Genomic DNA, 17,429 nt, shown 5'->3' with positions numbered 1-17,429 from the left:
CCATCAGCAATACTTTACTTTTGACAAGGCATTTATGTATGGATAACCATACATCCTATTTAGGATTGCTATACAAGTAATAGCTGTTTGCTAAAGGCTAATCAGGTGCTTGTACTAGAGAAAATTTGATAACTACTGTTTCTAAGATTTGCTTTCCTATTCGTAAACTTTGAAGTGGTTCTCTAGCCAAGACAACAAATCCGCTCCCCCAAAAGAAGTTAGAGTGCTATGCTTGCTTAGAGCTTTTAGAGCATTGTCTGCACCTCGGTCTTCTATTAATTTTGAGAACGGAGCGTTCCCATTTATTTTGAGAACGCTCGTTCCTGTTTGTTGCAAATTTCCTACCACGACAGCAGCAATTGAATAATCGAGTTTACGGCGAGAAGATCTAGACTTAACGCCTTTGTTGCTCTTGACAATAGATATCCCGTTCGGAACTATCAGTACCAGGTGGATAACTGAATGACTGTTGCAGAAATTGTGCATTTCCAGCAGCAAATTCTTCAATTTCTTTTGCTATCTGCATCCGCTCCGCTTCTGTACTCGCATTTCGCAAGCGCTCGTAATTCCGAAATGCCCCTTCACGCCACAGCACTATAGTTTTAAACCGCTGGCGATCGTCCTCATCACCAGGTACATCTTGGTCGTCTATTGTCGGATCGAATTTTCCTGTTAACTCCTTGAGGGGATTTACTTGTTGTAGGAAGTCGTTGACGCGGGTATGGTCTTCATAACTCACCGGACGACCCTTGAGATAGAGCTCGTAGAGTACAAATGGCAAATCCCGCTGAATGTGAGCGTTAATACCTAAAGCTAAGTTACCTGACCCTGAAACCGAGCGGTTTTGTGCGGCATCGAAGGTTATTTGCCAAACTGGGGGAACGTTGCCTTCACCCTTATGGTAAGCATCGTAAGCCCGAAAGTAATACTCGGCAAACAGTGCATCCTCCCGAATTACAGCAGTAGGATTGTTATAGTTCACCTTACCTAGTGTTTGTTGAAATACTTCTGTAGTCCGCAAATAATTGAGTGCAAATACAGCATCATGGTCGCATTGTTTTGCTAATGGTTCGTAGCGACGCTCCATCTCTTGAATGACGAGAGTAACGCACTGGGGCTTGCCTAATTTGCAGACTTTCTTAGATGTAAGTTCTTGGGCTAATGCCCAAGTCAATCCTCCAGGGGAGAGCCAGAGTAAAGCAACTACTAAAAATAAAGAAAGTTTTTTCATCTACTTGCTGTTAAGAGTGTTTTATCGTCAAATCAAATTAATTTACACCGAGCAGAGTCAGAGTGTGTAAGTACTACTTCGATCGCTAAAATTTTTGTCATTGTTTCCTTTACAAGGGATTCCAAGGCGATCGCGTTTAGCTCTAAAAGACATTCTATAACTCAACTGCAGAATAAGAATTGTTTTGTAGCTCCTGAAACATCGCAGATGATTAATCAAGATTGAGAAAATCTTTGATGCATGACACTGTTTTTTGTACGCTAGTTCTACCAGAACTGTAATAAGAAGTTATCGGTAGACAATTACCCGATCCAAATACAATACTAGCTCGATAAGCCGCATCCCACTTTACGCTTGCTATACGTTTTTCAACCCGAACATCTCTAATTTCTCTTAAATGATACTCAACAATGTTTGTACCAAACAAGCTTTGGCGCTTTAAAGTCAGCGTACCCTCGGTTTTATTCAATGAGCAAGTTACGCTTGGAGCTTTTAGCAGCCAAAAATAAGCAAGAGCAATAAATATAGCCCCGAGTAGTGAAAACTTTGGTTCTATTAATATGATAAAAAATCCCGTAGTAACGATAATACTCGTTAATATCCAAACATCAAAAGGTTTGAATCGAAGTATCAACAAACTTCGAGTTCTTTGTACGATCCTCATAAGCTGTTCTACATCCAGCGACAGTGGATATGTCATAGAAAAAATTGAAGTGAGATAAAATCTTGGCTTTGAGATTGATTTAGGCAGCTACTTTGAAGATTTGAGTCACGATTTTTAATTATTTCACAAACTTTGCTGAGTTTAAATTATCTTATTTGAAATTTTTATGCACTTCTTATTCTCGGAGCGCATTTGTTATTCTATAATTACTAATTACTGTCTTAGCTGTATATAGGAGCAAGAGAATAGTAACATGATTGCCAATAGAAATATAGATGAATGTCTTTTAGGAATACTTGATTGTCCATCTGAATATTCTTCTAATAATGGTTGTCACATAAGATGGACTTGTGGAAGCTACTACTATTGCACAGAAGTTACACAAGCTTGGGATCTTCCATTAGTGCGAAAAATGTCTGATACTTTCCATTACTGGCAAGTCTTCCTTGGTCGTCCTTATGATTTTGATCGGGAAGAATATAGTAGAACATACATGGAAATATATAAAACATACGTGGAAGAATATAGAAGATACATGGAAGAATATGGATACGCTGAGGCTTGGCCTCTTCTTCAATTATTAGTGCGAAAAAAGTCTGGCACTTTCCATTACTAGCAAGTCGTCCTTCGTCTTTCTAATATTCGTCCTTATAATTTCAGTCGAGAACAGGACTATAGAACATATTTGGGAGAATGTGGATACGCTGAAGCTGAAAAGATTCCTTCTTTAGAATGTATTAGCAATTGAATCTATATATAGATTTAATGAAAATGAGGTAGAAGGAGAAGAATATGAAGTTTTGCGAGGTATCGAGCAAGACGATCGGTCTAAAATTAAACAAATAGTGCTTGAGATTCAAGACATAAAAGACAGAATAAATCAAATTAAATCGCTTCTAGAAAGTCAGAAGTTTCGCGTTATAGTTGAACATAATAATTTAGTTCCTGACTCACTCAAATATTTAATTTATATGCTGTCAGAAATGACGATTGCAGAACTTGTTGATTCTGTGAGAGTACTCAGTTTTGCGTATCCTTTTTAAACTTCCCATATTCGCGCTCTCCTCAAGCTCTCTCAAGCCATCGATAGAGTCAGTAATACGATTACGATTGGTAGATTAAGCAGTTGGATGGTCGTCCTGACGATCGCAGTTGGGTTCTACAACGTCACTGCCCGTTATCTCGGACGGATAAATTGGACTTAAACTTTCCTCAAACGCACCGCTCGAACTGCAATGGTATTTGTTTTCATTCATGTTTTTTTTCGGCTTTGCCTACATTCTAAAACAAGGCGCAAATGTTCGAGTTGATTTTCTGTATACAAACTGATACTGTTGGCGAAGTCAAAAAAGGGCAGGCATGGGAAAATACTAAGGTGCTAGCATTAACCCCCATCGATTGGGGAAGCAGCTGGAGGAATCGTCGAAGTGCTTCAACCTCAAACCATTAGCCCTGTTCCAGAACAAACGGTGCGTGTCGCTCGCGCTGCCTTTCCCAAAGGTAATCTCTACATCACCATGCGCGACGAAATAGGAACTCTCTATAACGATCGAGATTTTGAAACATTGTTTCCCACGCATGGGCAACCAGCTTTTAGTCCTTGGCGCTTAGTGCTAATCTGTGTGATGCAATTTATGGAGGAACTGTCAGATCGGCAAGCAGCAGAGGCAGTCCGCAGTCGAATCGATTGGAAATATGTCTTAGCTTTAGAGTTGACTGACCCTGGGTTTGATTTTAGTGTACTGTGCGAGTTTCGAGCGCGGTTAATTGCCGGAGGTAGCGAGCAACAGTTATTGGATACGCTGCTCAAGCAGTTCAAGGAGCGGGGTTGGCTGAAAGCAAGAGGGAAACAGCGCACCGACTCAACACATGTGCTGGCGAGCATCCGCACCCTGAACCGACTTGAAAGCGTAGGCGAGACCCTGCGTGCTGCACTTAACACTTTGGCTACCGTTGCTGCCGACTGGTTGTGTTCCTGGGTTCCACAGGAGTGGTTTGACCGCTATGGGCATGCAGTAGACGAGTATCGTTTGCCCAAAGGCATTGCGGCACGCAAGGAGTACGCCCAAACTATTGGCTGTGATGGAATGCATCTGTTGATAGCTATTTACGATGATGAAACAACACCTCAATGGCTACGGCAAATACCCGTTGTGGAGATTCTCCGGCAAACGTGGGTGCATCAATATTATATGGATAATGGTCAAGTGTGCTGGCGGGAGAAAGCAGACTTACCACCAGCAGGCAACCGCTTTGACTCCCCCTACGACCCTGATGCCCGTTATGGCAACAAGCGCTCTACCACTTGGACGGGCTATAAAGTGCACATTACTGAAACATGTGATGTTGACGAGGTTCATCTAATTACTAATGTGGAGACAACCCATGCCCATCTTTCCGATGTGGAGCAGACAGAGCCTATTCATGAAGCACTTTCCGCTAAAGCATTGCTGCCAACAGAGCATATTGTAGATGCTGGTTATGTTGATGGAGAGCTGCTGATTAGTAGTAAAGTCGAGCATGGAGTAGATCTCATTGGTCCTGTACGTCCGAATACAAGTTGGCAGGCTAAAATTTCTGGTGGATACGACAATAGTCAATTTATCGTCAACTGGGATGCGCACACAGTTACCTGTCCTCAAGGTCAAACAAGTACCACTTGGACTCCCAGTGACGATAAGTGGGGTAATGCTGGAATTAACGTCAAGTTTTCTCGCCCAGTCTGCCGAGTCTGTAATTCTCGGTCTTTATGCACTGGCTCAAAAACCGATTCACGATTCATTAGATTGCGCCCCCAGGCTGAACATCAAGCTATTCAATCGATTCGACAGCAACAACAGACGGCGGAATGGAAACAACGCTACAACCGACGGGCTGGAGTTGAAGGGACTATATCACAAGGGATTCGGTCCTTTGGTCTGCGGCGAGCACGTTACATTGGCTTGGCAAAAGCCCGATTACAGCACATTATGACGGCTGTAGCAATTGATCTAGTTCGCGTGGTTGCCTGGTTGCGCGGTATTCCCCATGCAAAAACCAGAACCTCACGATTTGCTGCCCTAGCTCCAACTGGAAGCTTTCTTCGTGAAGATTCTGGCTCCCAAGCGCATCTGAATCATCCTTAACCTGGTAATACACGGTTGACCGTTTTTCATCTAAGAGACTAAAATTACGGTGTAATACATGGAAAATGGCTATGAAACGTGATGTCCAGGGGAAGTTCGCGCTCAAAAACGAAGATTACCGTAAGGTCCGCTCTTTGAGACTAACCGATCGAACCTGGAAGGTATTGGGCATTGCTGCTGAATGCTCAGGCGTAACTAGAGCTGACTATTTAGAGCAGATTGTTAGGGAGCAGAACCGCTCAAGTATTACACAGCAGAAAGAAGAAGTTCTGCCGAGTATTACACGGAACGAGGTCAAAGAGCTGCCATGTAATACTTGGCAGGATAAGGAAATAGAGCGACTCAAAGCGGAGATACACGACCTGAGTCAAGAAAACGTACAGCGAGTGGAGCGGGCGACAATTGTGCTCCCCCAGATCCCAGACCTTGAGGCAAAACGCGATCGTGTTTTGCTTGACCTCAAGTTAGGTAAGCAAGCCCCTGGATATAAAGCTGCTCAAAAAGCTCTCAATCGCTTCATCGCGCTTATTGAACCGCCCAGATGACAGCTTTTTTCGACTTCGCCAACAGTATCCATTGCTACTCGCACCCGAAATCAGGGTTAGTTAGGAAGATAGGAACTGAACCTGTAAGCTTATAAACACTCTTATTGGAGTTGAGAAAAACCACTAGATAATTGAGGAATAGAAAAAACTGTTAGCCAGGGATATATCAGGTTAAATAAAGTAAAAGGTTGAAGAATTAACCGAAGATTATTAAGAATGTTTTTCCAGCCATTCCCATCATCCCACCACGGATGTGAAGTCAACTTAGCTCCAGATTGTGGTGGAGAAAAGCCCATTTGTTCCGAATGTAAACTAACCATCAGGTAAGCACTACAAATTATTTCCCACCACCGCTCAATCTGGTCATAGTTGGTCATCCGAAAATCAGCCCATCCTAACTCATTCTTACTTTGTTTTAATCCGTATTCAACCCAACTTCTTAACCCGTAGAAGTTACCAACTTCTCTTGGGGTAATATCTGGATATTTACTCATAACGTACCAAGTAGAGTTTTCAGGCAATTGCTCGACATCTGTAGTAATCTGCCAATATCTAATTTCTCCACGTTTGCCTGGAATAATTTCTCTGATAAACCGATTTTCTGTAGTGAGGTCAGAAAATACCCTTTGAAACTTATGCCATTTTAAATATTGAACTCGTTGTCTTGGAAGTAGCTCTATGCGATGATTTGAGCGAATGGCAACAATATAGTTTAAGCTGAGTTCATCTAATACAGATATGAAATTTGTACTACTCTCACCATATAAGCTATCTGCCAGTACCAAGTTGAACTTAAAACCCATTGACTCTAGTTGTCTGAGCAATATTGCTGCTATTTCTGGCTTCGTCCGATATTTATCTTCTGCTTTTAGTCTCTCTTTGGGTTTATACACTTCAAACAGTAACGGAAATGTCATTCCACAAAACACACCATACACTGTTACCACCACAATTCCATTCTCGGTTTTTCCCAAGTTTCCAATATACTGCCGCTTTACATAATCCGTTGATGTTCCTTTTTTCTTGTCTCCCGTTTCGTCAACAATCAACACGATTGGTCTTCCGTTTAACACCTGTAAGATTAACTCTAATCTTCGAGTTCTTATCTCTTGTGTTTTCCAAGGTGAATGGGTTAAAAAATGATGTAATGGTTGGTGGTTCTCTAACCCCACAATTCTTGCTATCGCAGGCAAGCTTTTCCTTTTTATCTCCGATATCATTCCCACATGCAGGTACTTAAAAGCTTCAAAGCTCCTCACCTCTGGAAACAGCTTTTCATACCATTGACAGTATTCGTCTACAAATTTTACTGTTGCTGCGGGTGGACGCGGCTCTACCATACTTTCTGTCTTTGTTTGGGCGTTTGTGTCTTATTATATTACTTCCAGAGTGATAAAACAGGGATAATATCAAATCCGGTTAATAGAGTTGTCGGGAAATAATTCAGGGAGAGGACCGAAAGTCCAAACATCTGGGTTTCGATGGCATTTTCATGCTGCCATCAAGTAGAAGTTCCATAGTCCAGCCGCCGTGAGCATCAAACGGTCGTCAAAATCCTCAATCCGATTCCGATAAACCGCACTTACAGCCCCATAGCGTTTCACGCCTGCAAAGGCATTCTCACACACCACACGAGACTGACTTAACACGCGATTGTCTGCTTTTTGTTCCGTGGTCAATTCCCCTCCTTTGGGCTTTCGATGCGGGATATGGATATTGTCATATTGCTTATCGACTCCGAGAAATCCCAAATCCAGTTCAATCGGAATCTCATCTGGCACACTGCCTGCAATGTCCTCATCATCGTAAAACTTTTTATCGTGCAACTTTCCCTCCCGTGCCTTACTCAATACCAGCACTCGCTTGCCTTGGTCTACTGCTGCCAAGGGAAAAGCGCGTATGCCGCCGTTTCTTGCCAGAATAGTTCCGTTGCTGCTGCTGGGGGTCTTTAGGTCGTTGGATGGGATGTTCTGTACCATCAATCATCACCCGTTCTACTTCAGGAAAGCGGACCACAAATTCCTCCACACTGGTGAGTTTGCGCTCTGGTAGTGCCAGTTGCTTACCTAATGTTTGCTCCAAAATTGGCTGGAGTCGATGCATCCACTCGTGCGCTTGAGAGCGATGCAAATCAAAAATAATTCCCGCTAAATCGAAGGTAGGGTAACACTTGAAGTAGAACAAAATGAAGAACAGCTTCTCTTGAGTACTGAGTAGACGAGCTTTTCGCCCTCCACCCACCGCTCGTTGACGCGGTTGACTCTGGCGGCTTTGCTCATACAGTAGGCTAAAGCTGTCGAGTAGCTCATCAAACGCTTTCCGGTTCAGTCCGGTCAAAGCTCGCAGCAATCGATCTTGGTTCAGCACCCGTTGGATGTCCAGCATCGTCATTTTCCCGTCACTGCCCTCTATTCTCCTCTATTTCCCGACAGGTCTAAAGAACCATAATAAGAAGAGGGAGTAGGAAGCTAGCAATGCCAAGACAGCTCCAGATTCAGCCACACCTAAGTATAGAAGAACTAGAGCAGCGTTATCGCGCCTCAAGCGATGGGGTAGAACGCAGTCATTACCAAATTATTTGGTTGCTAGCTCAAGGCAAACGCAGTAGCGAAGTGGCACAAATAACTGGATACAGTCGCAGTTGGATTTACGAGCTAGTGTGGGGCTACAACCGCTTAGGAACAGATGCCCGCTTGTGATAAGCGGCATGACAATCCAGATGCAAAACCACTACTGAACGACCTGCAACAAGCACAACTATGGCAACTGTTGCAGCAACCGCTCTTCTGATGGAGATCTGTGGGATGGACCAAAGGTGGCGGCTTGGATGAGTCAGATTTTAGAACAACCAATTCATCCCCAACGAGGATGGGAATACTTACGGGCATCGGAGATGCGCCGCCGTCCTCGTCCAGAACATGAGGAAGCGAACGTGCATGAGCAACAACAATGGAAAAAAAAATGGCGCAGACCTTAGAGCAAGTGCGGTCTTCCTATCCTGATGCTACGGTTGAAGTCTGGGCAGAAGATGAACACCGTATTGGTTTACATCCAGTCAATCGAATGGTTTGGGTTCCAGTAGGTGAACAACCAGTTGCTCAAGTTAACTGGCGCTTTGAGTGGCTGTGGTTAGTTGGCTTTGTTCATCCCTGTTCTGGTGAAACCAATTGGTGGATTGTACCTTTACTCAACTGGAGAGTTTTCAGTCGCCTATTGGCAGACTTTGCACGCCACTTTGGTTTAGGCAAGCGTAAGCGCGTCATCCTTGTCGTTGACCTGTGCCTCTTTCCATCTCAGCGATCGAGTCGTATTCCTGACGGTATCCACTTGTTATTTTTACCGCCCAAATCTCCAGAATTGCAACCATCCGAGCGACTCTGGACATTAACTAATGAGGCGATTGCTAATCGTAGCTTTACCCCATTAGACGAGCTAGAAGCTGTCACCTCTCATCGCTGTCAAGTCTTACTTAACCAACGCCAGCTCATCCAAGGGTTGACAAGTTATCACTGGTGGACGGAGGCAGTCAACTAATTATGGGCAATCAACCGGATTTGATATTAGCAATAAGAATGTCAGCCGAGCTAGGTACTCGTGGCTCTAAATCTTGAAACAATGGCGTACTCAAGTAGCGTTCGCCAAAGCTGGGCTGAATCATGACAATCAATTTTCCTTTGTTCTGCGATCGCTGAGCGACGCGGATTGCTGCACATAATGCTGCACCAGAGGAGATACCAGAGAGTAGACCTTCTTCTTTTGCCAACCGCCGACCGTAAGCGATCGCTTCCTCATCGGTCACAGCAATGACTTCATCGATCAATTCAACTCTAAGGACTTGAGGAATAAACCCAGCACCAATACCCTGAATTTTGTGCGCTCCTGGTTGTCCCCCTGATAAAACTGGGCTATTAGCAGGTTCAACCGCGATCGCTTGAAAACTTGGTTTGCGTGCTTTAATTACCTCTGCTACACCAGTAATCGTCCCACCAGTGCCGATTCCAGCCACCACCATATCTACTTGCCCATCTGTATCTGACCAGATTTCCTCTGCTGTTGTCTCTTTATGAATCTGTGTGTTAGCTGGGTTACGAAACTGTTGCAGCATATAAGAATGGGGTGTTGTATCAACTATTGTCAGCGCTCGATGGATTGCACCGTTCATACCTTCAAATCCTGGCGTAAGTTCGAGTTCGGCTCCATAAGCCCGCAACATCGACCGTCTTTCAATGCTCATTGTATCTGGCATCGTCAAGATCAACCGATATCCTTTCGCAGCTGCTGCCATTGCCAAAGCAATTCCAGTATTTCCGGAAGTCGGTTCGACTAAAGTCGTCTTTTCTGGACTAATTAGACCTTCTTGCTCTGCCGCATCAATCATGCTGACACTAATTCGATCTTTGACTGAGGCAGAAGGGTTCATGTTCTCCAATTTTACCACAATTTGCGCTACACACCCCTCGGCTTGCGGAATGTTGTTCAGTTGCACTAAGGGAGTACGACCGATTAATTCTGTAATGTCTTTGGCGATCCGCATGGCTTTAATTGATTATTAATTGTCAAACGAAATATGAGTTGTTAAATTTCCAGCTGCTTCAATGTTGAGTACGAGAAGTTAGTATTTGTAGAGAAGCTATGTTACCGCAATACTCTTTAGCTGGAATTGCTTCCATCATCTTTTGCGGCTCTGGTAACTGCAAGTTGGTCATTGCTTAAGTGAAGTTTGGTACTGGATTGCCCAATTGTAGGGACATGGGAGACTTCCACTTTAACGAAAAATAAATTAATCTATCAACTTGATAGATTTCTTCAAAATTGCCCAATAATATGCTTGAACCGCAAAAGCGTTTTAAAGTTATTGCTATCCAAATACCTGTAAGAGCAAGTGTAAACTTACAAGTTCACATTTTGAGCGGAAAACTCTTAATAAATGAATCATCCCAATACTTCGTTATTGCAAAGCATAATAGTTTTAACTTTAGCAACGAAACCCGTTAAAAAATCCGGGACTTCTTCGACCTAAGGGGATGAAATTGTTCGCTTCATTTCTAGCATATTCTTTAATGAAGAAATGTAAATACAGATACATTCAAGTTTAAAGCTGTCGCTGAATTATCGACAGAACCATCTCCGCTCGCATCGACACCAATTTGCAATGCGCGAATGTCAGTGCTACCCTTGATTTTACGGTTTGCATCTGTTGCGGGAATTGCGCGGGAATTGGTAGAGATTTGAGTCTCAAAACCTGCTCGAATTACATAGCACTTAAAAACTTAGTAGAATTTGGTTTGCGATCGCGTGCTAGAACACTTAATTTTTTACCTGCAAGATTAGATTCTGGTTTGTTCGTCGATCGCCCATCTCGTTCTTAGTCAACTGGCGATTACGATCTGACAAAAATTGATCCACCAGATAAAATCTTCTCAGAAGAGGCGTTGCTGAATAGAAATCCGATCTTTATTCAACTGATTTTACTCGTTTGATCGATTTTGGGAACGATCCATTCCTACTTGTTGTCAGTTGTCCACCACAGAGGTAGCAGCAATTAAGTCATCGCTTTAACGGCGAGATAAGTCAAACCGATCTTGGCAGACAGCTTCAAACGTTTTGTGTCTGAGCAATACAACCGTCGCGATCGCCGCCTTATTTTTCCTCAATGGAGCTTTGTTTGACTAACGGGGCTTAAACAAAAAAGCAAGGAAGAATGAGCTAAGATGTAGGCATAGAGAATGTTTTACATTAGAAAAACCTGATGAGAGAAACGACTCCCGCAGCGATGCCCCCTTGCTTCGACCGATGGTGTTGTCGCTTCGATGATGTATTTACACGATTTGCCCTGCATGAGAGAGTTTAGGAACTATTTGGCAGGTTTATTGGGGGAAAGCTAACGAAAAAACATATTTCAGATGTCTTCTAACGCGATTAGAGTAACTTACCACAAATTACATCATTTTTTAACCTCGTCTCCTTGGTCAGTAGAGTAGATAAATGAGCGTCGTTTGCAAGTAATGGCAAGCTGTCGTCAGACAAAAATTGCTTCTGGGTTTACCTTAATTGTGGACGATTCGGGACATAGAAAAATCCGTATTGAATGGAATGGATCTTTTGTCCTTAAAATGTTTTTGCAACAGAACCAATTAAATCTATAAAAGCTCGCCAATCTTTTGTAGAATCGCATTGTTAGTAAACTCAAATTACTTGCTGCTTTCATTTTCTGGAAGTAATGGATAAAGTTAAGCTTGGAAAGAGTAAGTGCTTCAGGGAATAAAAACTATATTATAAATGCTGCTGCACAACCCTATGGAGTTATTTTAAACACTCCTGTAACGGGAAGTCACCCTGTTGTTTTATTCATCATTAATCCTCAAGCACAGAAAGCGCATTTTTACGAATGACACGCAGCAATTTATTGCTACACCCGACCAACTGATACAACTACAGGTTAGCGATCGCTCTATTTTTATGTTAGACTCAGACAGTGCACCAAGGTTGAAAACCTAACCGTTGAGGGATTACAGCAACCTATAGCTAAACGTTATGAGCTGGACATCAACATAAGTTGGTGCAAGATGAGAGATTAACCTGTAATGCACGCAAATGTGCTTGGCAGGCAGTTCCAGATCGCCTTGTCTAGAGTACCATCCCTGAAGATTATTGGCGATGCATGGTGTATCAGCATCGCCGCGTCCCTTTAATACTTTGCTATCGATGAGCGCTTTGGAGAAGAGCAATGAAGATCTGTACTGTTTCTGTACTCTATGCGAGCATGGCTGTGTTGATTTCTCCCACTCCTGCTCGGTCTGCGATCGAAAAGGTTGTTGGAGGAGGTAGTGTTCATCAGGGTGAAACACGTCGGATTGCTGTGATAGGAGATGGGATGGATTTTGCGACTTCGGTCGCTTCCTCAGATGCGCGAATTGGTGTCAGGCTTCTCAGTAAGAAAGGACTTGAACAGGGCAGAGCAAAAGGGCAGGTTGTACTGGAAGTTGCTGTTCCTCTTGATGTTCCTAAAGATCGAGATTTTAACCTGACGCTTAAAATAGCCCCAAACCTTTATTACTCCAAGGGAGGTTCTGAAACAGTTCGGCTGAAGGTGCAGGAATATCCCAATAGTTCCTGGAAACCTTTGTTTCATTTTGCCCCGTCATGGGGATGGATGAACGATCCGAACGGTCTTGTCTACGTAAACGGAACGTACCGTCTCTATTATCAGGCAGTTCCGTTCTCGCGGGATAATGAAGGTCAACTAAATTGGGGACATGCGGTTAGCAAAGATCTGGTTCACTGGTCGCAGCGTAGAGACACCATGTTCAATCCGCCGATGGATCTTCTTGGCAGTAGTGACGATCAAAATCAAGTATGGTCTCCCTTCTCGGGATCGGCAGTGGTCGTTAGTGGTGAGGCAGCAAAACAGCCACCCTGCGACTGCTCAAAGCTTTGTGTTACTTCGATATTCACGAAGAATACTCCTATCATCGCACTCCAGGATCAGTGGCTTGCAGCTAGCTGCGACGGAGGCGAATCCTTTAAAGCGCCGGAGAGCGTGTTGCCTAACTTGACACCTTCTAAGCCAGATTTTCGAGATCCGAAAGTATTTCCCTATAAAGAGCGCTGGATTATGGTATTGGCGGTTGGAGCTAAAGTCGAGCTTTACGAGTCTGCGAATCTGAGACAATGGAAGCTCCTCTCCTCTATCTCGCTCTATAGCAGCCTCACCACTGATGGTCCTTTTGTCGAAACTCCAGATTTAATTGAGTTACCTGTCAGTAATTTAAAGACTAGTCAGACCAAGTGGGTACTGACTTACAGCGAAGGGTTTACTCCGCCCACGGGATGTCAGGGATTTCGAGACAGTACTGGAATGCCGCTTGCTGACCCCAAACCCAAACAGGAATGTGAAAAGTCAAGAAAGTTTAGCTCACGTAGCTTCTATATAGTCGGCGAATTTGATGGTAAGCAGTTCAAGCCAGAGTCACAGCCTCGACCTTTAGATTTTGGGTCTGATTTTTTTGCGCCTCAAACCTGGTCTGGCACTCCAGGACGACGAATCCTTGCTGGTTGGCAAAATAATTGGCGTTACGCCCACCAAGTTCCAACAACACCCTGGCGAGGGCAATTGAGTATTCCGCGAGACCTGGGTCTGATAAGAGATGATGGCACATATTGGCTGACTCAAACTCCGGTTCCAGAGCTAGCGGTTCTGAGAAATTCTGCTATCGGGCGTGTGACTCGGTTGCAGGATAAACTGCTTACCAACAAGACACCGAGGGAGCTGCAGAATTTTCGTTCCACTGCATTCGATGCTGACCTGGTAATTGATGTGGCTGGTTTGTCCAAAGTGAACTCTGAAGTAAAGATTCATCTGCGATCGGGTAATACAGGGCAAGGAATGGTGTTGGCATGGCGACGGACTGGTTCTAACAAGGGAAAGCTATCACTAACGCGCTCTGCTTCTGAAGCTGGTGGATCGACTTCAGAACTAACCCAACCAGAGTCTGGGTTTATCGGTCAATGGTTGTCTGGCTCTCTTCCGCTTGCAGCGTCAACAACTCAGCGACTCGTATCGGGGTTCAGGAATACTCAACTCAGTAAAAGATTGCAGACCGCTCAGGTGCCTGTTGTAGCACGTGGCACGAATAATAGTATCTTAAAACTTCGGATTCTCGTGGATCGAAGTTCGGTAGAAGTGTTTGCAGGCGATGGACGAGCAGTATTAAGCAGTTTATTCTTTCCTAATTCATCCGATAAAGAGTTCAAGATTTATGCAATAGGAGGAGATGCAAAAATAGTGCGCTTGGTTATATACCCGTTCAGTGATGATTGATGATTTCATATAATCGCATCTTGCACCTCTGGGTACAAACCCAGGCAATATAAAAGGATACGCGATAAGGCTACCTCAATTTAATTGACTTTTATCGTTAAATCAAGAACTTGAGATGATACTGCGTAATAAAAGTGCATCAAACTTTCTTGGTACAAAATGTAAGTTAGAGGTTCTTACCATCATTAGAGCGTCGGTTGTTAATGTCTCCTTTTCATGAAGAACGGACGCAATCTTATGGACAATTGATTATTAATTGGTTAATAAAGCAATGAGATTACTGTCTAACAGTACTTCGTTTTCTGCACGTTATTTAGCAACCGATCGCGCGATCAGTCTAGTTAGAAGCAGCACCAAACTAGAACAATCTTGCAACCTCGCAAGTACAGCAAAAGCTTAGGAGTCAAGCATGAAACGTCAACAATTTTTGCAAACCGCGATCGCCAGTGCTGGCATGAGTGCAGCCTTAGCTGCTTGTCGCTCGACGGCGGGTGCGTCTGGATCGAATGTAACTTACTTGCCCACTCTCAACTGGCAGATGGCGACCAGTTGGCCCGAAGCTCTCGATACTATCTTTGGCGGTGCTAAAATATTTGCCGATCGCGTCGCTGCACTCACAGGCGGTAAGTTTAAGATTACGCCGCGTGCTGCGGGTGAATTAGCACCGCCACTGGAAGTACTGAATGTAGTTTCCCAAGGTGCCGTGCCTTGCGGCCATACGGCTGCTTATTACTATGTCGGTAAAAGCCCTGCAACCGCTTTTGGTACAGCTTTACCCTTCGGTTTGAACGCCCAACAACAAAACGCTTGGTTATATGAAGCCGGTGGATTGCAAAAACTGCAAGATCTGTATGCCCGCAAGTTTAGCGTGATTCAGTTTCCAGCAGGTAACACGGGAACGCAGATGGGCGGTTGGTTTCGCCAAGAAATCTCGCAACTGAGCGATTTGCAGGGATTGAAGATGCGTATTCCTGGACTGGGCGGGCAGGTTATGGGCAAACTCGGCGTGACCGTGCAGAACTTAGCAGGTGGCGAGATTTTCCAAGCTCTGCAAACTGGGGCGCTCGATGCTGCTGAGTGGGTTGGTCCTTATGACGACGAAAAGTTAGGACTGCAAAAAATCGCTAAATACTATTACTATCCTGGCTGGTGGGAACCAGGACCGACGCTAGAGGTACAAATCAATTTGAATCAGTGGAAGAAGCTGCCAGTTGAATATCAAGAAGCGATTCAAACCGCAGCCTTTGAAGCGAACACGATTATGTTAGCTCGTTATGATGCTCGCAATAATGAAGCAATTGGGCGGCTCCTGCAAGGTGGCGTGCAACTAAAATCGTATAGCAATGAGATTTTGGCAGCAGCAGAAAAAGCATCGTTTGAGTTGTTTGATGAATTTGCTGCCAAAGATGCTGACTTTAAGAGCATTTTTGCCGACTGGAAACAGTTCCGCGATCGCATCTATGCCTGGAACAATATCAACGAAGGCAGTTTCGCCCGCTACAGCTATCGCAACCTCAAATTATAGAACAGGCTGTGCCGACTCAACTAACCAGCGTACCGTCTGCGGAAACGCCATTACCAACAGCAAGACTGCAACTTGCAGCAGCATAAAAGGAATCGCACTTTTGTGAATATCAATCGTCCGCACTGATGGCGGCGCAACACTCTGCAAATAGAACAGAGAAAATCCCACAGGCGGCGAAATAAAGGCGGTTTGCAAATTAATCGCCATCACCACCCCAAACCACACCAGATCGATTCCTAAGTGTTGTGCGGCGGGTACTAGCAGCGGCATGGCGATAAAACAAATTTCGATAAATTCTAGAAACACGCCTAGAATAAAAATCACAATATTACTGACAATCAGAAAAGCAATTTTACCACCTGGTAAATTCACCAGCAGTTCTGTAATTAAGGTTTTGCCTCCCAAACCATCAAAAACAACACTAAAAAACGACGAGCAAAACAAAATCATTATCACAACCGTTGTCACGACGGCTGTTGAATGACTCGCCGATTGAATCAGCTTCCAGTTTAATTTTCGATTGAATGCTGCTAACACGCAAGCGCCTACAGCTCCAACTGTACCTGCTTCGGTGGGTGTCGCAATGCCAAAGAAAATACTGCCTAGCACGGCGAAAATCAGCACTGAGGGAGGAACGATGACTGCGATCGCCCGCCTCGCCAGTGCCAGTCCAGTAAATTGCCGATCTTTCAATGGCAGAGCCGGAGCTAGACTCGGTTTGAAAAACGCCAGAACCAATACATACAAGGCATAAGCTGCTGATAGCATCAGTCCTGGAATCAACGCTCCCAAAAATAGATCTCCTACCGATACTCCTAAGCGATCGCTTAAAACCAGCAGCACTAGACTGGGAGGAATCAATTGCGCTAAAGTTCCTGATGCGACGATTACGCCTGCTGCTAGTTGCTTGTCATAGCCGTAGCGCAACATCACAGGCAAAGATAGCATCCCCATCACGATCGTTGTCGCCGCCACAACGCCTGTCGCTGCCGCTAAGACTGTACCGACAACAATTACCGCTAGTGCCACTCCACCGCGCAACGGACCGAGCAAAATCCCGATCGTTTCTAACAGTTCTTCTGCCAATCCCGATTTTTCTAATACGGCTCCTAAAAAGACAAAAAAGGGAATTGCCAATAGCGTAAAGTTGGACATCGTGCCAAACCAAATGTTTGGTAATAGTAACAGCCGACTAGGATCGAATGCGCCAACCAGCCAGCCGAGCAACCCAAAGACGAGCGCCGTTCCCGCAAAAGAAAACGCCACCGGATAGCCGCTAATTAAGATGAAAAAGAAGCCAACGAACATGGCGATCGCCAACCATTCAAAGTCCATAGTTTATCTGCTCAAAAGGTAGTAATTTGCAGTGCTAATTCAGAGAACAAATTGAAATGCTTGTACGCGATCTCAAACTCCAGCAACTTACTCAAGCGGTAAGCAGGGCAAACGCCTCTAATAAAAGCATAATGAAATACTAAGAAGCGCTTTGGGCTAAAAATTCTGGAAATAGCAGAGCGG

At 44.3% G+C, this 17,429-nt stretch carries 12 protein-coding genes and 4 pseudogenes; 9 read left to right on the top strand and 7 right to left on the bottom strand.

Annotation, left to right across the window (positions count from 1 at the left end; translation table 11 throughout):
* Positions 1 to 394: 394 nt before the first annotated feature.
* Together DSM107010_RS31110 and DSM107010_RS31105 are read right to left on the bottom strand one after the other, a co-directional pair.
* A complete protein-coding gene (locus DSM107010_RS31110) occupies positions 395 to 1,231 on the bottom strand; it encodes a DUF5995 family protein (protein WP_106170984.1) in 837 nt (278 codons plus the stop codon).
* Between the two features lie 211 nt (positions 1,232 to 1,442).
* A complete protein-coding gene (locus DSM107010_RS31105; RefSeq protein ID WP_127024782.1) occupies positions 1,443 to 1,931 on the bottom strand; it encodes a hypothetical protein in 489 nt (162 codons plus the stop codon).
* A 217-nt stretch (positions 1,932 to 2,148) separates the two neighbouring features.
* Here DSM107010_RS31105 and DSM107010_RS31100 point away from each other — a divergent pair, with 217 nt between their 5' ends.
* The 4 genes and pseudogenes from DSM107010_RS31100 to DSM107010_RS31080 all read left to right on the top strand — a co-directional run bounded on the left by DSM107010_RS31100 (position 2,149) and on the right by DSM107010_RS31080 (position 5,565).
* Positions 2,149 to 2,511, top strand: coding sequence for a hypothetical protein (locus DSM107010_RS31100; RefSeq protein ID WP_127024780.1), 363 nt, complete (start codon positions 2,149 to 2,151; stop codon positions 2,509 to 2,511).
* Between the two features lie 436 nt (positions 2,512 to 2,947).
* Positions 2,948 to 3,221: pseudogene (locus tag DSM107010_RS43270) on the top strand (TRAP transporter small permease subunit); the annotation flags it as partial.
* 92 nt (positions 3,222 to 3,313) lie between these two features.
* Positions 3,314 to 5,020, top strand: coding sequence for an IS1182 family transposase (locus tag DSM107010_RS31085; RefSeq protein ID WP_479684199.1), 1,707 nt, complete (start codon positions 3,314 to 3,316; stop codon positions 5,018 to 5,020).
* A 71-nt stretch (positions 5,021 to 5,091) separates the two neighbouring features.
* The gene (locus tag DSM107010_RS31080; protein WP_127024774.1) at positions 5,092 to 5,565 is read left to right on the top strand and encodes a hypothetical protein; all 474 of its coding nucleotides are present in this window, start codon (positions 5,092 to 5,094) and stop codon (positions 5,563 to 5,565) included.
* A 34-nt stretch (positions 5,566 to 5,599) separates the two neighbouring features.
* Here DSM107010_RS31080 and DSM107010_RS31075 read toward each other — a convergent pair.
* From DSM107010_RS31075 to DSM107010_RS40280, 3 genes and pseudogenes are all read right to left on the bottom strand, one after another.
* A pseudogene (locus DSM107010_RS31075) lies at positions 5,600 to 6,905 on the bottom strand (IS701 family transposase).
* Between the two features lie 150 nt (positions 6,906 to 7,055).
* A complete protein-coding gene (locus DSM107010_RS40285) occupies positions 7,056 to 7,451 on the bottom strand; it encodes a transposase family protein (protein WP_199755856.1) in 396 nt (131 codons plus the stop codon).
* Positions 7,408 to 7,950, bottom strand: coding sequence for a helix-turn-helix domain-containing protein (locus DSM107010_RS40280; RefSeq protein WP_199755855.1), 543 nt, complete (start codon positions 7,948 to 7,950; stop codon positions 7,408 to 7,410). The genes DSM107010_RS40285 and DSM107010_RS40280 overlap by 44 nt, the downstream gene beginning before the upstream one ends.
* 89 nt (positions 7,951 to 8,039) lie before the next feature.
* On the opposite strand from DSM107010_RS40280, the pseudogene DSM107010_RS31065 reads away from it, so the two are divergent.
* Positions 8,040 to 9,099, top strand: a pseudogene (locus DSM107010_RS31065) (IS630 family transposase).
* A gap of 10 nt (positions 9,100 to 9,109) precedes the next feature.
* Here the strand turns inward: DSM107010_RS31065 and cysK are convergent.
* Positions 9,110 to 10,099 carry a cysteine synthase A gene (gene cysK / locus DSM107010_RS31060; protein WP_106169344.1) on the bottom strand — a complete coding sequence of 330 codons (990 nt, stop codon included), beginning with the start codon at positions 10,097 to 10,099 and terminating at the stop codon, positions 9,110 to 9,112.
* Between the two features lie 694 nt (positions 10,100 to 10,793).
* Here cysK and DSM107010_RS38910 point away from each other — a divergent pair.
* From DSM107010_RS38910 to DSM107010_RS31040, 4 genes and pseudogenes are all read left to right on the top strand, one after another.
* On the top strand, positions 10,794 to 10,934 hold the full coding sequence (locus DSM107010_RS38910) for a hypothetical protein (protein ID WP_158631909.1): 141 nt from the start codon (positions 10,794 to 10,796) through the stop codon (positions 10,932 to 10,934).
* A gap of 380 nt (positions 10,935 to 11,314) precedes the next feature.
* Positions 11,315 to 11,642: pseudogene (locus DSM107010_RS41640) on the top strand (transposase); the annotation flags it as partial.
* A gap of 650 nt (positions 11,643 to 12,292) precedes the next feature.
* Positions 12,293 to 14,386 (top strand): glycoside hydrolase family 32 protein, encoded by a 2,094-nt coding sequence (locus tag DSM107010_RS31045; RefSeq protein WP_106169866.1) that lies wholly within the window; start codon positions 12,293 to 12,295, stop codon positions 14,384 to 14,386.
* A gap of 409 nt (positions 14,387 to 14,795) precedes the next feature.
* On the top strand, positions 14,796 to 15,911 hold the full coding sequence (locus tag DSM107010_RS31040; RefSeq protein WP_127024768.1) for a TRAP transporter substrate-binding protein: 1,116 nt from the start codon (positions 14,796 to 14,798) through the stop codon (positions 15,909 to 15,911).
* Here DSM107010_RS31040 and DSM107010_RS31035 read toward each other — a convergent pair.
* On the bottom strand, positions 15,906 to 17,246 hold the full coding sequence (locus DSM107010_RS31035; protein WP_127024765.1) for a TRAP transporter large permease: 1,341 nt from the start codon (positions 17,244 to 17,246) through the stop codon (positions 15,906 to 15,908). The two genes, DSM107010_RS31040 and DSM107010_RS31035, sit on opposite strands and share 6 nt — an antisense overlap.
* Positions 17,247 to 17,429: the final 183 nt, after the last annotated feature.

This window comes from Chroococcidiopsis cubana SAG 39.79 (assembly GCF_003991895.1).
In the GTDB taxonomy this organism is placed as follows: domain Bacteria; phylum Cyanobacteriota; class Cyanobacteriia; order Cyanobacteriales; family Chroococcidiopsidaceae; genus Chroococcidiopsis; species Chroococcidiopsis thermalis.
This window is presented reverse-complemented; position numbering and strand designations above follow the sequence as displayed.